Origin of the sequence: Aurantimonas sp. C2-5-R2 (assembly GCF_036549495.1) — a bacterium.
Classification (GTDB): Bacteria; Pseudomonadota; Alphaproteobacteria; order Rhizobiales; family Rhizobiaceae; genus Aurantimonas; species Aurantimonas coralicida_A.
In genome coordinates, this window is record NZ_JAZHLJ010000040.1 from 1 (window position 1) to 22,105 (window position 22,105).

Genomic DNA, 22,105 nt, shown 5'->3' on the forward strand with positions numbered 1-22,105 from the left:
TCCTCAGTGGAATCGGCACCCCGAGCCTAACGGCTCGAGGCGGGCAACGCCGCCCACTTCAGAGTTTCAACAGAGACCGGGACATTCCCGATATTCGATGTCGTAGTTCGAGTTCATCGGATGTGGCGCCCAGCCGAGGAACACGATGGGCTTGTCGGCCTTGGTCGCGCGCGCGACCTGGCTGAGCATGCCCTGCTCGGACGAGGCGACGAGGTCGAAGCCCTTCAGCCCGAATTCGTCCTTTTCGATCATGCCGAGGACCAGGCTGTTACCATCATTGCCTGGCTCGATGCCGTAGATCTTGCCGCCGAGTTCATCCCTGAACTTCTGGATATCGGCGAAGTCCTTGAGGCCCTTGTCGTAGAGATATTTCGGCACCGCGAGGGTGTATTTTGCCCCTTCCAGATTGGCCTTCACCTGCACGATCGAGCCGTCGTCGAGATACTTCTTGATCGGCTCCAACTGCGCCGGCATCCAGTTGCCCAGGAAGACGTCGATGTCATTGTTGGAGAGCGAGGCGAAGGTGACCGGAACGGACAGGATCTTGACGTCGGGTTTGTAGCCGAGCCCCGACAGGATGTTGCTTGCGACAGCCGTCGTGGAGGTGATATCCGTCCAGCCGACGTCGGAAAGGCGTACGGTCGAACAACTCTCCGCGTCCTGGGCGAACGCCGGGAAGCTGAGCAGGGATGCGCCAAGGGCAAGTGCCGCGAAATTGCGGATCTGGATCATCAAGGTCTCCTTGAGTGGATGCGGACGCTGCGGGCAAAACGCGGTCCGGCGGATCGAATGGAAGCTGCCCGACTATTGCGCATCGGCTGGGGCTGCGCAAGCAGCGTTCACGTGCCGTAACGGCCCAGGCGGCGGTCTCAGAACGCGATCGAAGCGGTGTTCTTCACCTCTTCCATGACCGCGTAGGTATGGGTTTCGCGCACGCCGGGAAGGGCGAGCAGCGCGTCGGACAAAAACGCCCGATATGCGGTCATGTCCTTCACCCGCGCCTTGATGAGATAGTCGAAGCCACCGGCCACCATGTGGCACTCCATGATGTCCGGGGTGGCTTCCGCGACGCGCTTGAATTCGGAAAAAACCGCGTCGCTGGTCCGGTCCATCTTGACCTCGACGAAGACGATCATGCCGCGGCCGAGCTTTTCCGGCGAAAGACGCGCCGCATATCCGAGGATATAGCCGTCGCGGGTGAGGCGCTTCACCCGTTCGGCAGTCGCTGTCGGCGACAGATGGACCCGCTCGGCGAGTTCGAGAGTGGTGAGACGGCCGTCGCGTTGGAGCTCGCGGAGGATTTTCCGGTCTTTTTGGTCAAGTTCGGTCATCTGAGCAGGCGTATGGCATTTTGGCGAAGCATTCCACTGCAATCAGGGGTCTTTTTGGCGAGAAACACGGCCGCTGGATCTGTAAAATAGCGTCGTCTTCGATCGATCACGGAGTGAACCATGTCGGCCATGCCAGAACCCTTTTCGGCTCCGTTCGCGCCGGACGATACGGCGGCGGTCGCTGCGCTGTTCGCAGCCTCCGAGCGCTGGACCCACGACGAAGAGGCGGTCGATCGGCGGGCGCGCCACCTCATCGAGGAGATTCGCGGTGCGGCCGGCGGCATCGGCGGCGTCGAGGATTTCCTGCGCGAGTTCGGCTTGTCGAGCCGCGAGGGGCTGGCGCTGATGATCCTGGCCGAAGCGCTGCTCAGGGTGCCCGACGCCAAGACCCAGGACCGGCTGATCGAGGACAAGATCGGCGCCGGCGACTGGGCCCATCACGACGGCGACGAGGACCGGATGCTGACCGCCGCCTCGGCCTGGGCGCTCGGGGTGTCGGCGCGGATCATCCGGCCGGGCGAGACGCCTCAAGGCGTCATCTCCTCTCTCGTCAAGCGCATCGGCGGGCCGGCGGTTCGCACCGCGACGCGCCAGGCGATGCGCTTCCTCGGCCGCCATTTCGTCCTGGGCGAGACGATCGCCGATGCGCTCGATCGCGCCCGCGCCTTCGAGAAGAAGGGCTATCGCCATTCCTACGACATGCTGGGGGAGGGCGCGCGCACCAAGGCCGACGCGGAGCGCTACTTCCGCTCCTATGCCGACGCGATCGAGGCGATCGGCCGCAAGGCCGGCAACAAGCCATTGCCCGACCGCCCGGGAATTTCGGTCAAGCTCTCGGCGCTGCATCCGCGGTATCAGCCGACCCACCGCGACACCCTGCTGAAAGATCTGGTGCCCCGCGTCAAAGAACTGGCGCGTCAGGCGCAAAGCTACGACCTGAATCTCACGATCGACGCCGAGGAAGCCTCACGGCTGGAACTGTCGCTCGACGTCATCGACGCGGTGGTCAAGGACTTCGACTTTAACGGCTGGAATGGTTTCGGCCTCGCCATCCAAGCCTATCAGAAGCGGACCCTCGCGGTGATCGAGCATGTCGACGCGCTCGCCAAGGCGGCGGGCGTCAAGATGATGGTTCGGCTCGTCAAAGGGGCGTACTGGGATACGGAGATCAAGCAGGCCCAGGAAAAGGGCCTTGCCGGCTATCCCGTCTATTCGCGCAAGCCAGCCACGGATCTGTCCTATCTGGTCGCGGCCAAGGCGCTTCTCGATCGGCGCGAGCGACTGTACCCGCAATTTGCGACCCATAACGCCCTGACCGTCGCGACCATCGTCGAAATGGCCGGCGCCGATGTCTCCGGGTTCGAGTTCCAGCGCCTGCATGGCATGGGCGAAGCGCTCTACGAAACCATGCGCCGCGACTCTGCGTCCGCAATTCCCTGCCGCATCTACGCGCCGGTCGGGGGCTACCGCGACCTGCTCGCCTATCTGGTGCGTCGTCTTCTGGAGAACGGCGCCAATTCGTCCTTCGTCGCGCAGGTCGGCGACGAGGACGTGCCGATCGATTCCTTGATCGAGCGCCCGCGCGACGTCTTGAAAGACGGTCCCGCCCGCCATCCGAAAATTGGCTTGCCATCGGAGATTTTCGCGCCGCGCAAGAACTCCGCCGGTATCGAGTTCGGCGACCGGCGTACGCTCGACCGTTTCCTCGACGCGCACGAACAAACCGGGCGCGAACCGATCGCGGCCACCTGCGGCTTCAAGGGCGCCGACGCCAAAGGGCCGGTCGACATCCGCTCTCCCGTCGATGGAGCGCTCGTCGGGCGCAGCCATCATCTGAGCGCGAGCGGCGCGAAGGCCCTTATCACCGAGGCGGCGCGCCATGTGCGGACGGCCGAGGCGGTGCCGGCCGCAAGCCGCGCCGCCTGGCTGCGCAAGGCCGCCGATCTGATGGAGGAGCGGCAGGGCGTGTTCATGGCGCTTCTGGCCCGTGAGGCCGGAAAGACGGTCGACGACGGCATCGCCGAAATTCGCGAGGCGGTGGATTTCCTTCGTTTCTATGCCGCCGAAGCCGAACGGCTGTTCGCCGAGCCCACTTTGCTGCCCGGCCCGACTGGCGAGGAAAACCGCCTTCGCTATCGCTCGCGCGGCGTCGCCGTCTGCATTTCGCCGTGGAATTTCCCGCTGGCGATCTTCACCGGCCAGGTCGCGGCGGCGCTGGCCGCCGGCAACGTCGTCATCGCCAAGCCGGCCGAGCAGACGCCGCTGGTCGCCTCGCTGGCGGTCGGCCTCCTGCACGAGGCCGGATTTCCGGCGAACGGTCTCTTCCTCGCGCCGGGCGACGGGGAGGCGGGCGCCGCTTTGGTTTCCCATGACGCCACGGCGGTCGTCGCCTTCACCGGTTCGACCGAGACCGCCTTCGCGATCAATCGGGCCATGGCCGCTCGCAACGCGCCGATCGCCCCGTTGATCGCCGAAACCGGTGGGATCAATGGCCTTGTGGTCGACGCGACGGCGCTGCCGGAACAGGTGGCCGACGACGTCGTGATGTCAGCGTTCCGGTCGGCCGGCCAGCGCTGTTCGGCCTTGCGCGTCCTCTATGTCCAGGAGGATGTCGCCGACCGCATGATCGAGATGATCGCCGGCGCCGCGGCGGAACTGGTCGTCGGCGACCCGCAAGACCTGTCGACCGACATTGGCCCGGTGATCGATGCCGAACAACACGCCATGTTGACCGCTCACATCGAGCGCGTGGAGCGGTCGCAGACGGTCCGATTCGCGGGCCGCCTCCGCGACGATCTGCCGGCCGAGGGTCACTGGTTCGCGCCGCATATCGTCGAACTGGATAGGCCCAAGGCGCTCGACCGCGAGGTGTTCGGCCCGATCCTGCATGTGGTGCGGTGGAAGGCCGGCGAGCTCGACAAGGTTTGCGATTCGATCGAGCGGACTGGCTTCGGTCTGACGCTCGGCGTCCATAGCCGGATCGACGAAACGGTGAAGACGATCGCCGAGCGGCTGACTGTCGGTAACATCTACGTCAATCGCAACATCATCGGGGCGATCGTCGGCTCCCAGCCGTTCGGCGGCTCGGGCCTGTCCGGCACCGGGCCGAAGGCGGGCGGGCCGAATTACGTGGCGCGATTCGCCCGCGAACAAGTGACGTCGGTGAATACTGCGGCGGCCGGCGGCAATGCCAGCCTGATTGCCATGGAATCGTAGCAAACGGGTGACAGTCTATTGTCGCGACTTGATGTACAGTCATGATGTTGCGGCAATGGACGATCGGAAAGCCCGCCGACCTCCTCCCAAGCGAACGGGCTTTCACTGTCACCGCGCATGGGTCGATTGGCGGCATTCCTCCTCCCGATGCCACTAGCCGACCATTTTCAACGAAGAGCCCGGAGCACTTGTCTTCCGGGCTCTTTCGTGTTGCTTCTCCGCTCTCAAATACCAACCTGCGGCGATAGGAACCCATTCGACCGGCCATTCCCCGCACCTTGGCGCCAATGCCTGGCAAGGAGCGGGACGACGCGCGATGCGGCGCATCGGGCGAGGCTCGCGACGAAGCCAGGCGCGGCGAGCGCACGGCCTTCGGTGGGCTGAACGGGCTTGCCGGACGGCGTCGCACCGCNTGGCAAGGAGCGGGACGACGCGCGATGCGGCGCATCGGGCGAGGCTCGCGACGAAGCCAGGCGCGGCGAGCGCACGGCCTTCGGTGGGCTGAACGGGCTTGCCGGACGGCGTCGCACCGCTTGCCCGATGCGCCGCATCGAACCGCGCGCTGCTCCTGGCCGGACCAGCCCTTTCCAGCGCCACCGAATGAGTCCCTATCACCGCAGGTTGGTATCAGCCCGCGCGTCGTCCAACATCATCCTCGCGGCCTTTTCTGCAATCATGATCGTTGGCGAATTGGTGTTGCCCGAAGTGATCGACGGCATCACCGAAGCGTCGGCGACGCGCAGGCCTCTGATACCGCGCACGCGCAGCCGCTCGTCGAGCACCGCCATCGGATCGCTTTCGATTCCCATCTTGGCCGTCCCGACCGGGTGGAAGATCGTGGTACCGAGATCGCCGGCGGCGACCAGCATGTCCGCGTCGGATGTCACATGCGCGCCGGGCTTATATTCTTCCGGACGGTAGGGCGCGAGGGGCGACTGCTCCACGATCCGCCGGGCCCATTTCAGGCTGTCGACGGCGACTTGCCGGTCCTCGTCGGTGGACAGGTAGTTCGGCGCGATGTCCGGCGCATCCTCCGGCCGCGCGCCGGTCAGATGGATGCTGCCGCGGCTGGTCGGCCTGAGATTGCAGACGCTCGCCGTGAAGGCGGAGAAGGAATGCAGCCCCGCGCCCCAATCGTCGAGCGACAGCGGCTGGAAATGGAACTCCAGATTGGCTGTCGCCTGATCCGGTGAAGATTTGACGAAGGCGCCGACCTGGCTCGGCGCCATGGTCAGCGGTCCCCGCCGCCTGAGCGCGTAATCGACGCCCATCATCGCCCGACGGAACAGGTTCTTGTATTCGCTGTTCAGCGTCTTGATTCCGTCGACCTTGTAGATGGGGCGGATCTGCAGATGGTCCTGCAAATTCTCGCCGACCCCCGGCAGGTGATGGACGGGCGCAATGCCGTGGTCTTTCAGCCGGTCGGCGTCGCCGACGCCGGAGCGCTCCAGGATCGCCGGCGAGCCGACGGCGCCGGCCGACAGCACGATCTCGCGCGCCGCCAGCGCCTCGAAGCCCTTGCCATCCTTGCGGTAGTCGATCGACACGGCGCGTCCCTCACGAAAGCGCACCCGGTCGACCATGACGCCGGTGACCACCTTGAGGTTCGGCCGACCGAGCGCAGGTTTCAGAAAACCGCGCGCCGCGCTCCAACGCCGCCCGCCCTTCTGGTTGACCTGGAAATAGGCCGAGCCTTCGTTGTCGCCGGTGTTGAAGTCATCGATCTTGGCGACGCCCGCCGCCTCGGCCGCGTCGCGCACCCGGTCGAGAACGTCCCAACGGATGCGCGGATGCTCGACACGCCATTCGCCTCCGGTCCCGTGAAAGTCGTCCGGCCCGTCGACATGATCCTCGACCGCCTTGAACGCCTCCAGAACGTCGTCCCATCCCCAGCCGGCGAGGCCGAGCTGGCGCCAGTGGTCGTAATCCGCTGCCTGGCCGCGCATGTAGATCATCGCGTTGATCGCCGACGATCCGCCCAGCGTCTTGCCACGCGGATAGTTCAGAGCCCGGCCGTTCAGCCCCGCCTGGCTGGTGGTCTTGAACATCCAGTCGGCGCGCGGATTGCCGATGGCGAAGAGATAGCCGACCGGAATGTGAAACCAGATCCAGTTGTCCTTGCCGCCGCCTTCCAGCAGCAACACGCGGTTTTTCGGATCGGCGGACAGCCGGTTCGCGAGGACACAACCTGCCGAGCCGGCGCCGGCGACGATGTAATCGAACTCTTCCATGGCGGCTCATCTAGCCGAATGCACTTCGGTATGGAATGCCCTCGATGGTAATGTGAGCGCTTCCGCTACGCGGACCCGGTGCGGGCGCCGCGTTGCCCACCTTGAGGAGTGTCTTGCTCTCGCTGCCCGGCTCGGTTATCGGTTGCGCATGATGATGACGATCCTTTCGATGAATTGGTGGTGGGCGCGCTGACAGCGGCCGGACCGTCACGCTTGTGATCAAACCCAAAGGCCGCCTCGGATCATCCGGCGGCCTTTTTTGCTATGTCGCCGGGGGTCCGGGCTTGAGATCCGGAGAGAGTTCATGGTGACCGAACAGACCGACGACGGCCGCGAGCGCTACCTGACGGCTGGCGGAGTGACGATCACGCGCAGCCGGCGCGCCGTCGCCTATGACGGCGCGATCGAGCCCTATTTCGATCGTTTGGACACCCGCCGCGGCGCCGTCCTGTTTTCCAATTACGAGTATCCGGGCCGCTACACCCGCCAGGACGTGGCTTTCGTCGATCCGCCGCTGGTCGTCTCTTCGACCGGACGGGCGATGCGGATCGCGGCTCTCAATCCGCGCGGCGAGGTGCTGCTCGGTTTCATCGCGGATGCGCTGGCCGGTCATGACGACATCGCCTCGCGCGCTCGCGCACCCAAGGCGCTCGACCTCGTCATCAACGAGCCGGTCGCGGCGGTCACCGAGGAGGAACGCTCGCGCATGCCCAGCGTCTTTTCGGTGCTGCGCGCGATTGTCTCGTTGTTTCGGGCGGAGGAAGATCGCGATCTCGGCCTTTACGGCGCTTTTGGCTATGACCTCGCCTATCAGTTCGACCCTGTCGAGGAAGTGCTAGAGCGCGATTCGGACCGCCGCGATCTGCTACTCTATCTCCCGGACGAACTGCTCGAGGTCGATCACTACTCCGCCTCGGCCTTCCTGACCCGGTACGAATTCGCCAAGGATGGCGTCTCGACCGAAGGGCTTGCGGGCGGCGGCCTGGATGCGCCCTTTGCGTCCTCCGAGCGCATCCCGCCGCGCGGCGATCACAAGCCCGGCGAATATGCTGAGCTGGTGCGCGCCGCCAAGGCGAAGTTCATGCGCGGTGACCTCTTCGAGGTGGTTCCTGGCCAGGTGTTCTACGAGCGCGCCGAGCACAAGCCATCGGAAATCTCGCGGCGGCTGAAGGCGGTGAATCCCTCGCCCTATTCGTTTCTCATCAATCTCGGCGAGAATGAATTCCTGATCGGCGCCTCGCCGGAGATGTTCGTGCGCGTCAATGGTCGGCGGGTCGAAACCTGCCCGATTTCCGGCACCATCAAGCGCGGCGAGGACGCCATTTCCGATTCCGAGCAGATCCTGAAGCTGCTCAATTCAAAGAAGGACGAGTCGGAACTGACCATGTGTTCCGACGTCGACCGCAACGACAAGAGCCGGGTCTGCGATCCGGGCTCTGTGCGGGTTATCGGCCGGCGGCAGATCGAAATGTATTCGCGGCTCATCCATACTGTCGACCACATCGAGGGCCGGTTGCGCGATGGCATGGATGCTTTCGACGCGTTCCTGTCCCATGCTTGGGCTGTCACCGTGACCGGTGCGCCAAAGCTGTGGGCCATGCGCTTTATCGAGAACAACGAGAAGAGCCCGCGCGCCTGGTATGGAGGTGCCGTCGGCATGGTGCATTTCAACGGCGACATGAACACCGGCCTGACGTTGCGCACGATCCGGCTGAAGGACGGTATCGCCGAAGTGCGGGCCGGCGCGACGCTGCTGTATGATTCCAATCCCGAGGAAGAAGAGGCCGAGACCGAGCTGAAAGCCTCGGCGCTGATCGGCGCGATCCGCGAGGCGGGCGCGTCCAACGCTGCCGGCGCCGAGCGGGATGCGGCGCGGGTCGGGGAGGGGCTGCGCATCCTCCTGGTCGATCACGAGGACTCCTTCGTCCACACCCTGGCCAATTATTTCCGCCAGACCGGCGCGACGGTCACGACCGTCCGCACGCCGGTTCCGGCCGAGATCTTCGACCGCGTCGATCCCGATCTCGTGGTGCTGTCGCCGGGGCCAGGCAATCCGTCCGACTTCGACTGCAAGGGCACCATCGCCGCTGCGCGCGCGCGGGGCGCGGCGATCTTCGGCGTCTGCCTCGGGCTGCAGGCGCTGGCCGAGGCCTATGGCGGCACGTTGCGTACGATGCATGTGCCGGTCCACGGCAAGCCGTCGCGCATCCGCGTGACGACGCCCGGCATCATCTTCTCCGGCCTGCCCGGCGAGGTCACCGTCGGCCGCTATCACTCGATCTTCGCCGATCCCGTTCGCCTGCCGAAGGAGTTCGAGGTGACGGCGGAGACCGACGATGGCATCGTCATGGCCTTCGAGCACCGAACCGAGCCGGTCGCGGCGGTGCAGTTCCATCCCGAAAGCATCATGAGCCTCGGCGGCGAGGCGGGCATGCGCATGATCGAGAACATCGTCGCGCATCTGCCCCGCCGGGCCCGCGAGAAGGCGGCGTGATCCGATGACGTCGGTGGTATCGGAAACGAGCGAGGCGGCCGCGCCTCTGGTCAAGCGCATCGCGATGGCGAGCGTCGCGATCGGGGTGATCGTCCTGGCGATCAAATACGCCGCCTATCACGTGACCGGCTCGGTAGCGCTGTTTTCCGACGCGCTCGAATCGATCGTCAACGTCGTTGCCGGGCTCATCGCGCTTTGGGCGGTGACGCTGAGCTACAAGCCGGCTGACAGCGATCACCCTTTCGGACATACCAAGGCGGAGTATTTTTCCGCCGTCGTCGAAGGCGTCTTGATCGTCGTCGCGGCGCTCTTGATCCTGCGCGAGGCCTGGGCGGCCTATCTGGTGCCGCGCTCGCTCGACGAGCCGCTTGCCGGCATCGCCATCAATGCCGTAGCGACCGTCATCAACGCCGGCTGGGCGGTTTTTCTCATTCGCCGCGGGCGCGACCGTCGCTCGCCGGCACTTGCGGCCGATGGCCAGCACATCATGGCGGATGTCGTCACCTCGGTCGGTGTTCTTGGCGGCCTGCTTTTGGCGACGGTGACCGGCTGGACGATCCTCGATCCGCTGATGGCGGCATTCGTAGCGCTGAACATTCTGCGCGAAGGCTTCAAGGTCGTGACCAGCTCGCTCTCCGGCCTGATGGATCAGGCGATCGACCCGGTCGAGGAAGCCAGCGTTCGCGACCTGATCTCGGCCCATGCCGAGGGGGCCATCGAGGTCCACGATCTGAAGACCCGGCTCGCGGGCAGGGCGATGTTCATCGAGTTCCACATGGTAGTGCCCGAGGCGATGACGGTCGGCGTCGCCCACGACATTTGCGACCGGATCGAGGACGCGCTGCAGGAGGCCTTCGCCGGCGCTCGCGTGTCGATCCATGTCGAGCCGGAAGGCGAGGCGAAACAGACGGGCGTCCCGGTTCTGTAGGCCATCGCGCCTTCCAGCGGCTGTCGCTTGCTTGCCGTGTTGCCTTGGCAACGCCCGGCGGCAATCCGACCCTGGAGTTGGCACGCGCCCTTGATCCGCCATACTTATCGTTTGCGACAGCATCCGTTGCGATATCCAACCGTCCGATTCGATCGGGTGGTTAGCTCACCCCGAACAGCGAGGACCGATTATTGATGGTGGAGGGTTTCGCCGAACGACCGATGAATTCCCCCTTGGTCAATCTGCGGGGCGTACAGGCGCTTCTGTCGAAAACCTCGCTGCGGGGTCAGCCGGTCATGCGTTGGCTGTTCGCCGCCGCATTGCTCGCACTGTCCTTCGCGGTTCGCTATCTTCTCGATGACCGGTTGCCGGTCGGTTTTCCCTATCTGACCTTCTTTCCCGCGGTCATCATCACCTCCTTCTTCGCCGGCGTCGTTCCAGGCGTGGCCGTCGCATTCCTTGCGGGATTGTTCGCTTGGTACTTCTTCATTCCACCCTTCGACTCCTTCGCCCTGACCGGCGGCTCGACCTTGGCGCTATCGTTTTACGTCTTCATCGTCGCGGTCGACATTTTGCTGATTCACTGGATGCAACTTGCGCTCGACCGTCTTGAAATCGAGAAGGAATCGGCCGCCCGCCATGCCGGCGAACGCGATCTGTTGTTCCGCGAATTGCAACACCGGGTCTCGAACAATCTCGCCGTGGTGTCGTCATTGCTGAACGCCCAGTCGCGGGGAACCACGAGCACGGAGGCGTCCGCGGTCCTGCAACAGGCGTCGGCCCGAATATCCTTGATCTCGAAGATCCAACGGGAACTCCACGATCCTGGCCGGCAGAGCCTCGATTTGGGGCCGTATCTGACCCAACTCGGCCCGGACCTTCTGGAGGCGTCCGGCGTGGCGAACATCCGCTACGAGGTCGACGCGGAGGCGGTGGAAGTCTCGGCGGAGCTCGCCGTCCCGCTTGGCCTGATCGCCACCGAGCTGATTTCGAATTCAATCGAGCATGGCTGCGCCGACGGTCGGGCGGGGCGGATCGTCGTCGAACTCAGCCGCGACCCGGGCGACTCGGAATCCCGGGAAACACCGCTTCGTCTAACAGTATCCGATGATGGGCCCGGTTGGCCCGAGGGCTTTTCAGTGTCCTCCTCGCGCAATCTCGGCATGCGCATCGTGGCATCGCTCACCGAGCAGATCGGCGGCGTATTCGAAATATCCAACGCAGGTGGCGCGGTCTCGACGCTGCGTTTTTCGATGCGCGACGAGTTGGCGGACTGAGCGTTCGGCGGGCTATCGCAAATTTCGGCTTGCAATCGACCGCGTTCGCAATAATCTGGCACGCATGATCGTGACGCCATCCAGCATGTGGACATTTGCGGCCCCTCGGCGGCCGTCTGCCCTGGCGCGTCCGGGCCTTCTCCTCGGTCTACTTAGCCGCGGCCGTCGGACCCGTTGATCCAAGGGGCGTCCGGCGGTCGAGCCGGCGCGCCAGAGGCCTGAGGGCCTCCCCGCTCTGCCCCTTTCGCTTTACAATCCGGTTTCAATTTCGGATGACCCGATCAGATGCGCGCGCGTTGCCAGCGCCGCCCCCGGCATCCGCCCGAGCGATCAAGGTGCAACAGCCATGTCCGTCACGTCCGCAGTCCGTCCCGCCGCTAAGGCCGAGCCATCCCGCACGATGCCCTTGGCTTCGGTAAAGTATCAGCCCTATGGTCAGATCGATCTGCCCGACCGGACCTGGCCGAGCAAAACCATTACGACGCCGCCTATCTGGTGCTCGGTCGATCTTCGCGACGGCAACCAGGCGCTGGTCGACCCGATGGGCCACGACCGCAAGGCCCGGTTCTTCGCGCTCCTGAAGGCAATGAACTTCAAGGAGATCGAAATCGGCTTTCCGTCGGCCTCGCAGACCGATTTCGACTTCGCGCGCTGGTGCATCGAAGAGGGTGGCGCCCCCGACGACGTGTCGTTGCAGGTGCTGGTGCAATGCCGACCGGAGCTGATTTCGCGGACTTTCGAGTCACTCGAGGGCGCGCGTCGGCCGATCGTCCATTTCTACAACTCGACCAGCGAATTGCAGCGCCGCGTCGTCTTCCAGAAGGACCGCGCCGGCATCAGGGAAATCGCCACCGACGCGGCAAAGATGGTCGCCGACATGGCGGCCAAGGCGGGCGGCGACTATCGGTTCGAATATTCGCCCGAAAGCTTCACCGGCACCGAACTCGATTTCGCGGTCGAGATCTGCAACGCCGTCGCCGAGATCATTCGGCCGACGCCTGACAACAGGCTGATCCTCAACCTGCCCGCGACTGTGGAAATGTCGACGCCGAACATCCATGCCGACCAGATCGAATGGATGTGCCGCAACCTCGACAACCGCGACAGTATCATCGTCTCGCTGCATCCCCACAACGATCGCGGCACCGCCGTCGCGGCGACCGAACTCGGCCTGATGGCCGGTGCCGACCGGGTGGAGGGCACGCTGTTCGGCAATGGCGAGCGCACCGGCAATGTCGACCTCGTCACGCTGGCGCTGAACATGTTCACCCAAGGCGTCGATCCCGGCCTCGACATCACCGACATCAACCACATCAAGGATGTCTACGAATACTGCAACCAGCTCGCGATCGGCGAACGGCACCCCTATGTCGGCGAGCTCGTCTACACGGCGTTCTCCGGCTCGCATCAGGATGCGATCAACAAGGGCATGAAGGCGCGCCGCACCGCCAACAAGGAGCTTTGGGAAGTTCCCTATCTGCCGGTCGACCCGAAAGACGTCGGCCGTTCCTACGAGGCGATCATCCGAATCAACTCGCAGTCGGGCAAGGGCGGCATCGCCTATGTGCTGCAGGCGGATTACGGGCTGAACCTGCCACGCAACCTCCAGGTCGAGTTCCGCGAGGACATCCAGGCGATCACGGACGAGGAGGGCCGCGAACTCCCGGTTAAGCGCATCTACGACTGCTTCATCGAGCGCTACGTCGAGCAGCCCGGAGCCCGCATCAAATTCGTCGATCACTTCACCCGGTCGAACCCGGACGTGAAGGGCGAGCGTATCTTGGAGGCGACCATCGTCGACGACGGCGTCGAGACGAAAATCGAGGGCCTCGGCACCGGACCGATCGACGGCTTCGTCGACGCGCTGTGCCGCCATCTCGGCATCGAATTCTCGGTGTTCGACTATTCCGAACACTCGCTCGGCGCGGGCTCCGACGCGCGCGCCATCTGCTACATGGAAGTCGAACATGACGGCGGCCGGCTGTTCGGCGCCGGCATCAACAAGAACATCGTGACGGCCTCGCTCGAAGCCATCGTTGCCGCCGCCAACCGGTTGGTCGCCAAGTGAGGGCTGCCGGAGGCGAACTGCTCGTCGCCGCGCTCGCCGAGCAGGGCGCGACCCGGGTCTTCTGCGTACCGGGAGAGAGCTATCTCCCGGTGCTCGACGCGCTTTATGACAACGCCATCGAGACGATCGTCTGCCGCCAGGAGGGCGGCGCGGCGATGATGGCCGAGGCCGATGGAAAGCTCACCGGCCGGCCCGGCATCTGCTTCGTCACGCGCGGTCCGGGGGCGACCAACGCCGCCTCCGGCATCCATGTCGCCGCCCATGACCTGACGCCGATGATCCTCTTCGTCGGCCAAGTGCCGACGAAATTCCGGGGCCGCGGCGCTTTCCAGGAGGTCAATTACGATCGTCTGTTCGGCGATATGGCCAAGGCCGTGTTCGAGGCGAAAACGCCTGCGGAACTTCCAGGCCTCGTCGCTGAAGCCTACCGGATCGCCATGGATGGCGCGCCGGGCCCGGTCGTCGTCGCGCTGCCGGAGGATACATTGTCGGGCGCTGCCGAGGCCGATATTCCGGCGCGCGTCGGCATCGAGCCGGTGCTGCCGCAAGCCGAGGACATGGAGGAACTGTGGACGCTTCTCGGCGCCGCCTCCCGTCCGATGCTGATCCTGGGCGGACCTCGATGGACGGATGGCGCAATCGCCGACATCACTGCCTTCGCCGAACACTGGCATCTGCCTGTCGCCTGCTCATTCCGCCGCCAGGGCCTGTTTCCCAATGACCACCCGAACTATGCCGGCGATCTCGGCATCGGCCCGAACCCCGCACTGAAGGCCCGCATCGCCGAGGCCGATCTCGTTATTGCCGTCGGCGCGCGGCTCGGTGAGATGCCGAGCCAGGGATACACACTTTTCCAGGTTCCGGTTCCCAAGCAGCGCCTCGTCCATATCCTGCCCGAGGCGGCAGGAATCGGCCGGCTCTATACGCCGGCGCTCGGCATTCATGCCGACCCGGCGTCCTTTGCGCGCAAGGCGATGCAATTGCAGGCACCGGCCACCGTCGCCTGGGCCGGACAGGCGGAGGCGGCCCACCGGGATTACCTCCGCTGGTCGACTCCCACGCCCGAATCCAAGCCGAATTCCGACTTCGTCGATCCGTTCGCGGTGATGGCCGAACTCCGCGCGACGCTGCCGCGTGACGCGATCATGACCAACGGGGCCGGCAACTACGCCGGCTGGCTGCACCGCTACCATCGCTTCTCGGAGCGGACCACGCAGGTCGCTCCCACCTCCGGATCGATGGGCTATGGCCTGCCGGCGGCGGTCGCCGCGAAACTGCGCTATCCCGAACGGGCGGTGGTCTGCTTCGCCGGTGACGGCTGCTTCCAGATGACCGGCCAGGAATTTTCGACCGCCGTGCAGGCGGGGGCGAACATCGTTGTCATCGTGTTCGACAACGCGCAATACGGCACCATCCGGATGCATCAGGAAAAGTCGTATCCCGGCCGTCAGTCGGCGACAGCGCTGGTCAATCCCGATTTCGCTTCCTTGGCTCGGAGCCTCGGAGGCCTCGGCCTCAGCGTCGCGCGGACGGAGGATTTCGCCGAGGCGATGAGGGCCGCGCTGCAGGCCGATCGTCCGGCGCTGGTCCATCTGAGAATCGACCCGGACCGCATCTCGACGACGGCTCGGCTGCCGTTCGCCGCCGTATAAGCAGGGGGACATGATGGACGATCAACGGCTGTTCGCAATCGAACAGGGCGGTGCCGAACGCGGCGAGGGCCCCGTAACGCCGATTATCTTCCTGCATGGTTTCGACGGTCGGGCCGAGATCTGGGCGCCGTTGCAGGATGCCCTGTCGTCATCCCAACGCCGGACCATCGCCTTCGATCTTCCCGGGCATGGTCGCTCGCGCGATTATCCTGGCTTCGGTCCGCCGAAGATTGCTGCGCGGGCGCTCCTCGCCGAGCTCGACGCGCGCGGCATTACGGCGGTGCACATTGTCGGCCATTCCATGGGCGGGGCGATCGCATCGCTCATCGGCCTGTTCGCGCCGGACCGGGTTGCCTCACTGACACTGTTGGCGCCCGGCGGCTTCGGCAAGGAGATCGGCGCCGAGCGAATTCGCGCCGTTATGGACGCTGCGGGGGTCGACGCGATCGGCACGGCCCTTGGCGGCATGGGCGCGCCCGGCTGGGTGCCGGATAGTGACACCGTGGCGGCAATCGCTGCGGCGCGTAACCCCGCCGGCCGGGCGGCGATCCGGCAAATTTTCGACCATCTGTTTTCGACGGGCGAGCAAGACGTCTTGCCGCTTGATGCCATCGCCGCGACCGGCCGGCCCGTGCATGTGATCTGGGGCACCGAAGACCGGGTCACCCCCATAGCCCAGGCCAGTGGCGTTCCGCGCGAATTCACCGTCACGCGGCTTGATGGCTTTGGCCACATGCTGATGCTCGAGGCGCCCGCGGCATGCATCGCGGCCATTCGCGCGAACATGGAAGAAGTAGAAAAGCGTTGAGAAAGGCCGGTTGGTGTGTCCGCCGGTTTCTTCCAACCGAATTGCCCCGTATGTTAAGACCTCGTTAACGAATTGGATTCGAGGCAGCGACATATGGGCGAAGGCAAGGATAACGTGGCGTCCCTAATGGGAACGAAGCGTCTGGCCGATGCCGTGCGGCAGGCCAAGATCGCCGCCGCGCAGCGTGCCGACGTCGTCGTCGATATCCGCGAGGCCGACCGGGCCCGGCTGGAGATCCTGGCGGAGGAACTGCAGTCGCTGATCGACGAGTTGCCCCCCGGCGACGAGCTGTTCGATTTCACCATCTCGGGTGGTATGCATCCGCGCCTGTGGATCGACGGGACGGCCAATGTCATCATGGCGCGCGACCGCCGGACCTATCGCCTCGTCCGTGAAACCCGGCTCGGGCGCGTGACTCTGGTCGAGTCGACCGACACCAGGGTCATGGCCCAGCATGTCACCGAATATGTCGCCGAGCGCATCGTCGAGCGCGACAAGGCTTTTGCCTTGAGTGACGGGCTGAACGAGCGGGTCGCCGGCGATGCCAGCCGCCAGATTCGCAACGGCGAGGACGCGCCCCTCCGTCAGCCGGAAAAGCGCGCCCGTAGCGCCGACTTCGTCATTGCGGCCACCTGGATGATGATCGGCATCGTCATTGGAGCGGCGCTGCTTCTGGCGATCGCTTCCTATCAGGGCGTGTCGATCGGCTGAATGTCGCCAAGGTCGGGATTCGTCGCGACCGCTCGACGGGGCTATGCCGCTGGCTTGGCATCCTCGCGCGGCCTTGCGTCGATCGCGTGCCCCGCCGCCAGAAGTTCGCGCTCCCGAATCCAGCCGAGGCCGTCCCCTTTCGCGCGCGCGCCGCGTTCGCGCTGGATCAGCGACCAGGAGCCGGGCTCGCCGCTGATCTCGAACAGATTATAGCGGGCGGCGGGCTTGTCGCTGCCGGGCGCCTGGCTCGCGGAGGGAACGCCGACCACCGGCACCTTGAACTCCGGCCCGCGCAGCCAGTGCAACGTGTCGAGATGGGTATGGCCGTGCAGCACCAGCTCGGCCCCGACATCGCGGATCACCTTGGAGAAGAACTGCTTTCCGATCAGGCGCTTGTGCCAGGACGTCGACCCGGAAATGGGTGGGTGGTGGATCATCACGACCCGGAAGTGCCCGGTTGCCCGACAGCTTTCGAGCAGGCGGGCGAGGGCCAGCGCCTGGCCACGCCGGAACGTACCGGTGGCGAAAAACGGCGCGGTCGCCTCGGCGGTTGAAACCCCGAAGATCGCCACCTTGCCCCGGACCCGCAGATAGGGAAATGAGTTGCCGATGGCGTTCAGCGGATTATCGCCGATCATATATTCGTACCACTCGCGATACGAACGTTTCAGCGCGCCCGGAACGTAGGCGTCGTGGTTGCCGGGAACCACCGAGACGTCATAAGGCGCGCCGAGTTCTTCCAGCCACAGCCGGGCCGCCAAGGTCTCCTTCTTGGTCGCCAGATTGACCAGGTCACCCGTCACCGCGACATGATCGGGGGCCTCGTCTTTCATGTCCTGGATCAGGTTCACCAGCGTATCGCCGAACATCGCGCGGCGGCGGTTGCGGTGCCAGTTGACGTAGCCGGTGACCCGCTTGGAGGCGAGTTCGCGAATGGACAGTTCCGGGAGCGGACCCAGATGCACGTCGGAGAGATGGGCAAGTCGAAACATCTGCTCCATCTTAGGCGACCCGGCGGCGTTTGGTAGGGCCGTGTTCTTTCGAGGGACCATGTTCTTAGAGGCCGTTTCGAAACCCTGCCAAGACCAGCCTCCATGGTTCACCCGGGACGCCCAAACCCGCGGAAATCGGGTATCATGTCATTGCGGAGCGACCATCCGAGGGGCCTTTGAACCCGCCGCAGTGAGTTTCGAAACGGACTCTTAGAGAAATTTCTTCTCAGGGCGCTGCACGGCGTCCATCTGGTGTCGCGCCCCATGACGCTCGGCGTGCGCGGCGCGGTGTTCGACGTGGCGGGCCGGGTCTTTCTCGTCCGCCACACCTATGTCTCGGGCTGGCACATGCCGGGCGGCGGCGTCGATCCGGGCGAGACCGCCGTCGATGCTCTCAAGCGCGAATTCCGCGAGGAAGGCAATCTCGAACTTGTCGATCCGCCCCAGCTCGTCGCGGTCTATTTCAACCGCAACGCGTCTAACCGCGATCATGTCCTGTTCTACAACTGTGGAGCCTGTCGCCAGACGGCACCGAAGACGCCGGACGCCGAAATCGCGGAAACCGGTTTCTTCAGTCTCGACGGATTGCCGGAGGGCGCGACCAACGCAACGCGCCGACGGCTGGCCGACCTGCGCGGCGACGAACCGATCGACCTTCACTGGTGAGGTTGCAGCCGCTCGCGCCCATGCGGAACCGTCAAATCCTGATCCGGGCCGAGCGGCACGATTCCGGTCGGATTGATCGTCTTGTGGCTGGCATAATAATGCCCCTTGATGTGGCCGAGATCGACCGTCTCGGCGACGCCCGGCGTCTGGTAGAGTTCCAGCATATGGCCAAAGAGGTTCGGATAGTCGGCGATCCGCCGCTTGTTGCATTTGAAATGCCCGTGATAGACGGCATCGAAGCGGATCAGCGTGGTGAACAGGCGCCAGTCGGCCTCGGTCGGTGCGGCGCTGTCGACCAGATAGCGCTGGTTCGATAGCCGGGCCTCCAACTGGTCGAGCGTCGCGAACAGCGCGTGGAAGGGCGCCTCGTAGGCCTCCTGCGTCGTTGCGAAACCGCATTTGTAGACGCCGTTGTTGATGGCGTCGTAGACGGTGGCGTTGATCGCGTCGATCTCGCCGAGCAGCGCTTCGGGCGTCAGGTCGACGCTCGCATCGCCCCATGCGTCGAAGGCACGGTTGAGAATGCGAATGATCTCGGCGGACTCGTTGTTGACAATGGTGCCGGTCTGCTTGTCCCAAAGGACCGGCACGGTGACGCGGCCCGAATAGTGCGGATCGGCTTCGAGATAGACCTCGTAGAGTCTTTGCTTGCCGAGCACCGGATCCGGGATGGCACCGCGCCGTTCGGAGAACACCCAGCCCTCTTCGCCCATGTGATAGTCGACCACAGACAGCGAGATGACGTCTTCCAGCTTTTTCAGCTTGCGGGCGATCAGCGTGCGGTGTGCCCAGGGGCAGGCGAGGGAGACGTAGAGATGATAGCGTCCCGCCTCGGCCTTGAATGCTGTCCGACCGTCCGGTCCCGGCTCGCCGTCGGCGGTGATCCAGTTCCGATAGCTTGTCGTGGATCGTTTGAAACGGCCGCCGGTCGATTCCGTGTCGTACCATTTGTCCTGCCACTGCCCGTCGACCAGAAGTCCCATCGCCGTCACCCTTTCCCTTTTGCCGTGGCTCCAACGTAGTGCCTGGAGCAAGGATCGCCGAGTGCAACGCAGCGTCAATGGAGACGGAACGCGTCGCTGGACCTCGATCGCGGGCAATGCTAAAGCGACCATCGTTCCCGAGAGCATCGGACCAAAATTGGAAACCCGGTTTTTGGATTATACCGATGCTCAATCAAAGCGGCAGAGCGTTCTTTGTGCGCCCGGACGGACGCACGGCGCTCCAGGAGTGAACCCGATGATCCTTCGCCGACGACGAGTAAAGGTCCGCGCCCCAGCGCATTGACCGCCGTCGTCCGCCGGATTTCCCCAACCGTATCGGGAGCCTTGCGTGCGGCGCCATCGTCCGCCCGAATTGGTTCTCTTTTGATGTTTCACCTCTCCGATGTCCGGTATCTGCCGGAGCACCCCGACCACGACCCGACCATCGACGCGATCGCCGACGAGGCGTTCGGGCCCGGTCGCTTTGCGCGTGCCGCCGAGCGCGTCCGCGAGATGGCACCGCATGATCGCTCGCTCTCCTTTGTCGCCCTGTTCGAGGACGAGATCATTGGCTCCGTCCGGCTCACGCCGATCGCGATTGGGGCGACTCCGTCGCTGATGCTGGGACCGCTCGCCGTGCGTCCGACCTTCAAGAATCGGGGCGCGGGCAGGGCGCTGATGCGCCTCGCCGCCGAGGCCGCGCGCGAGAAGGGCGAGGGTTCGATCATCCTGGTCGGTGACCCGCCCTATTACGCGCCGCTCGGCTATCGTCAGCTGCCGCGCGGCTCGGTCGTGATGCCGGGACCGGTGGACCCGGCGCGTTTGCTCGGGCTGGAACTCGTCGAGGGGGCGCTTGGGGGCGTTTCGGGACGGGTCGGGCCGCGACATCTTTAGCAGACTGTTCGTGTTGACTTGAGTCGGCATTTTCCGCGAGACAACTATGGCTTCCTTCGCGTACTCGGTAGTCATTGGCCCATGGCGTTCGGCATCTTCATTCACCGCTCAGATTCGATCTACGACGATAGCCCAGCGGAGCGCTATCAGTTTCCCAGCCAGTATCTCAGTCGCGTGCGTGCAAGCTTAGGCGATTGGATCATCTATTATGAGCCGCGCAAGGTGCTCGACACTCGCGGCTACTTTGCAATCGCGAAGGTGCAAGATGTCATTTCGGATCCGAAAGCGACTGGAATGTACGTCGCGCTGATTGAGCCTGGTAGCTATCTGGACTTCCCGAACCCTGTTCCATTTAGCGATGCCAAGGGTGTGATTGAGCGCGGCGTTCTGAACGAGGAGGGTCGGATATCTGGACGGGCGCAATCAGCTGTACGGCCTATCTCGCCTCAGGACTTCGACCGCATTTTGGAGCGCGGATTTGAGGTGGGTTCGGATATCCTGCCGCGGATTGACGCGCGCAATCAGGCGGGCTTCGACGACGAGCAGACGCCATTCCTCTATGAATATGAGCAGGAGCGCGATCGCATTCGCATTCGCTATATCGGATCGCGGATTACGCGCGATCGTATGTTTCGACGACTCATTCTACGCGCCTACGGCGCTCGCTGCGCCATCACCGGATTGAAGTTGATCAACGGCGGCGGACGTGCAGAAGTCGAAGCCGCTCATATCAGACCGGTAGAATCGAACGGGCCCGATAGCGTCAATAATGGGGTGGCGCTATCTGGCACCGTCCACTGGATGTTCGACCGCGGGTTGCTCGGCATCGCAGATGATCTGAAAATACTCGTCTCCAGACAGGTGAACGATCCTTCGAGTGTTCGCGCCATGATCAATGAGAGCGGCTATCTTTTGCCGCCCCACCGTTTCGCAGATCGACCACATCCCCGCTTCCTAAGCTGGCATCGCGAGAACTGCTTCAAACACTAAAGCCAACATATTGGCTGTCTTCGTCTACCGCCCCTCGCGATACCAGGTCGCCGAGAGCGCCAGGGGCAGCGCCGTCAGGCCGAGGAAGCCCGCGAACAGCCGCGTTCGATCGACACCGCGCAGCACGCTCTTCTCGGTCTTCCGAAGGCCGATCCAGCCACGCGCGTTCTCCCTCACCGTCCGCTACGGCGCGGCTCGGTGTTGATGCAGGGTCCGGTCGATCCGGCGCGTTTGCTCGGACTGGCTTTGGTGGAAGGCATGTTCGAAGGCGTTTCGGGACGGGTTGGGCCGCGGCGCGTTTGATCGCAACGCGACTGCGGCGGTCCGAAGCGCGGTAAGCGTTCCGGACCGCCGGCACGAGTCATTGACCTATTGAATCGCCTTCTGCTCGGCTGAATCGATAAAATAGAGATGCACGTCGTAATGCGGCACCTCGAAGCCCTCATGGCCATTGGCCTCGAAGTCGATATTGACGTGGTCGACCGACGGCAGACCATCGACGCCAGCAAGGTCGGTCCACGACTTTCCGGAGTTGAACTCCTCCTGGGACATCATGAATTCCAGGCAAACGATCTTGCCCTCGATGACACAGTAGAGGGGGCCGAGCGGCAGATCGCCCGGATTGGCCCAGTGCTCGCCCATGCCGGGAATGACCGGGGAAACCTGGGTCGTGCCCTCTGGCAGAATGTCGGTTCCCGGGAGCGCGTCGCGGGCATCCTGGGCGTAAGCGGAAATTAACGATGCCGCCAACAGGCCGGCGGCGGCTAGAAGCGTTTTCATCGGCCTCTCGCAAGAGGGCTTGCCGACGGAGCAAGCCGAGATGGATCGGACTGCTACCCTTGCCGTCGCGGGGTCAGGTCGGCC

The 22,105-nt window shown here is 64.4% G+C and carries 17 protein-coding genes and 1 pseudogene; 11 read left to right on the forward strand and 7 right to left on the reverse strand.

Annotation, left to right across the window (positions count from 1 at the left end):
* Window positions 1-90: 90 nt before the first annotated feature.
* Together VQ044_RS15865 and VQ044_RS15870 are read right to left on the reverse strand one after the other, a co-directional pair.
* Window positions 91-732: pseudogene (locus tag VQ044_RS15865) on the reverse strand (glycine betaine ABC transporter substrate-binding protein); the annotation flags it as partial.
* Window positions 733-869: 137 nt separating this feature from the next.
* Window positions 870-1,331 carry an Lrp/AsnC ligand binding domain-containing protein gene (locus VQ044_RS15870; RefSeq protein WP_327625910.1) on the reverse strand — a complete coding sequence of 154 codons (462 nt, stop codon included), beginning with the start codon at window positions 1,329-1,331 and terminating at the stop codon, window positions 870-872.
* 120 nt (window positions 1,332-1,451) lie between these two features.
* On the opposite strand from VQ044_RS15870, the gene putA reads away from it, so the two are divergent.
* Window positions 1,452-4,547 carry a bifunctional proline dehydrogenase/L-glutamate gamma-semialdehyde dehydrogenase PutA gene (putA, locus tag VQ044_RS15875; RefSeq protein ID WP_327648012.1) on the forward strand — a complete coding sequence of 1,032 codons (3,096 nt, stop codon included), beginning with the start codon at window positions 1,452-1,454 and terminating at the stop codon, window positions 4,545-4,547.
* A 611-nt stretch (window positions 4,548-5,158) separates the two neighbouring features.
* Here putA and VQ044_RS15880 read toward each other — a convergent pair.
* Window positions 5,159-6,778 (reverse strand): GMC family oxidoreductase, encoded by a 1,620-nt coding sequence (locus VQ044_RS15880; RefSeq protein WP_327648013.1) that lies wholly within the window; start codon window positions 6,776-6,778, stop codon window positions 5,159-5,161.
* Window positions 6,779-7,082: 304 nt separating this feature from the next.
* Between VQ044_RS15880 and VQ044_RS15885 the strand changes: the two genes are divergently transcribed.
* The 7 genes from VQ044_RS15885 to VQ044_RS15915 all read left to right on the forward strand — a co-directional run bounded on the left by VQ044_RS15885 (window position 7,083) and on the right by VQ044_RS15915 (window position 16,716).
* Window positions 7,083-9,272 (forward strand): anthranilate synthase, encoded by a 2,190-nt coding sequence (locus tag VQ044_RS15885; protein ID WP_327648015.1) that lies wholly within the window; start codon window positions 7,083-7,085, stop codon window positions 9,270-9,272.
* Between the two features lie 4 nt (window positions 9,273-9,276).
* Window positions 9,277-10,200 carry a cation diffusion facilitator family transporter gene (locus tag VQ044_RS15890; RefSeq protein ID WP_327648016.1) on the forward strand — a complete coding sequence of 308 codons (924 nt, stop codon included), beginning with the start codon at window positions 9,277-9,279 and terminating at the stop codon, window positions 10,198-10,200.
* Between the two features lie 194 nt (window positions 10,201-10,394).
* The gene (locus VQ044_RS15895; RefSeq protein ID WP_327648018.1) at window positions 10,395-11,477 is read left to right on the forward strand and encodes a sensor histidine kinase; all 1,083 of its coding nucleotides are present in this window, start codon (window positions 10,395-10,397) and stop codon (window positions 11,475-11,477) included.
* A 346-nt stretch (window positions 11,478-11,823) separates the two neighbouring features.
* Window positions 11,824-13,545, forward strand: a complete 1,722-nt coding sequence (leuA, locus tag VQ044_RS15900) for a 2-isopropylmalate synthase (RefSeq protein ID WP_327648019.1) — start codon at window positions 11,824-11,826, stop codon at window positions 13,543-13,545.
* A complete protein-coding gene (locus VQ044_RS15905) occupies window positions 13,542-15,197 on the forward strand; it encodes a thiamine pyrophosphate-binding protein (RefSeq protein WP_327648020.1) in 1,656 nt (551 codons plus the stop codon). Before leuA ends, VQ044_RS15905 begins: the two co-directional genes overlap by 4 nt.
* 10 nt (window positions 15,198-15,207) lie before the next feature.
* Window positions 15,208-16,005 (forward strand): alpha/beta fold hydrolase, encoded by a 798-nt coding sequence (locus VQ044_RS15910; protein ID WP_327648022.1) that lies wholly within the window; start codon window positions 15,208-15,210, stop codon window positions 16,003-16,005.
* A 114-nt stretch (window positions 16,006-16,119) separates the two neighbouring features.
* A complete protein-coding gene (locus tag VQ044_RS15915) occupies window positions 16,120-16,716 on the forward strand; it encodes a hypothetical protein (protein ID WP_327625918.1) in 597 nt (198 codons plus the stop codon).
* A 41-nt stretch (window positions 16,717-16,757) separates the two neighbouring features.
* Here the strand turns inward: VQ044_RS15915 and VQ044_RS15920 are convergent, their stop codons facing one another.
* Window positions 16,758-17,708 (reverse strand): metallophosphoesterase family protein, encoded by a 951-nt coding sequence (locus VQ044_RS15920; protein ID WP_327648026.1) that lies wholly within the window; start codon window positions 17,706-17,708, stop codon window positions 16,758-16,760.
* Between the two features lie 264 nt (window positions 17,709-17,972).
* Here VQ044_RS15920 and VQ044_RS15925 point away from each other — a divergent pair, with 264 nt between their 5' ends.
* Entirely contained in the window at window positions 17,973-18,374 is a 402-nt protein-coding gene (locus VQ044_RS15925; RefSeq protein ID WP_327648045.1) for an NUDIX domain-containing protein, read from the forward strand.
* Here VQ044_RS15925 and VQ044_RS15930 read toward each other — a convergent pair.
* Window positions 18,365-19,357 (reverse strand): glutathione S-transferase family protein, encoded by a 993-nt coding sequence (locus tag VQ044_RS15930; protein WP_327648027.1) that lies wholly within the window; start codon window positions 19,355-19,357, stop codon window positions 18,365-18,367. The genes VQ044_RS15925 and VQ044_RS15930 overlap by 10 nt on opposite strands.
* Window positions 19,358-19,744: 387 nt before the next feature.
* Here VQ044_RS15930 and VQ044_RS15935 point away from each other — a divergent pair, with 387 nt between their 5' ends.
* Window positions 19,745-20,251 carry a GNAT family N-acetyltransferase gene (locus VQ044_RS15935; RefSeq protein ID WP_327648028.1) on the forward strand — a complete coding sequence of 169 codons (507 nt, stop codon included), beginning with the start codon at window positions 19,745-19,747 and terminating at the stop codon, window positions 20,249-20,251.
* Window positions 20,252-20,332: 81 nt separating this feature from the next.
* Complete coding sequence (locus tag VQ044_RS15940; RefSeq protein WP_327648029.1) at window positions 20,333-21,241, forward strand: HNH endonuclease; 909 nt, start codon at window positions 20,333-20,335, stop codon at window positions 21,239-21,241.
* Window positions 21,242-21,265: 24 nt separating this feature from the next.
* Here VQ044_RS15940 and VQ044_RS15945 read toward each other — a convergent pair whose 3' ends face one another.
* Window positions 21,266-21,418 carry a hypothetical protein gene (locus VQ044_RS15945; protein WP_327648030.1) on the reverse strand — a complete coding sequence of 51 codons (153 nt, stop codon included), beginning with the start codon at window positions 21,416-21,418 and terminating at the stop codon, window positions 21,266-21,268.
* A gap of 192 nt (window positions 21,419-21,610) precedes the next feature.
* The gene (locus VQ044_RS15950; RefSeq protein WP_327648032.1) at window positions 21,611-22,021 is read right to left on the reverse strand and encodes a hypothetical protein; all 411 of its coding nucleotides are present in this window, start codon (window positions 22,019-22,021) and stop codon (window positions 21,611-21,613) included.
* Window positions 22,022-22,105 lie beyond the last annotated feature (84 nt).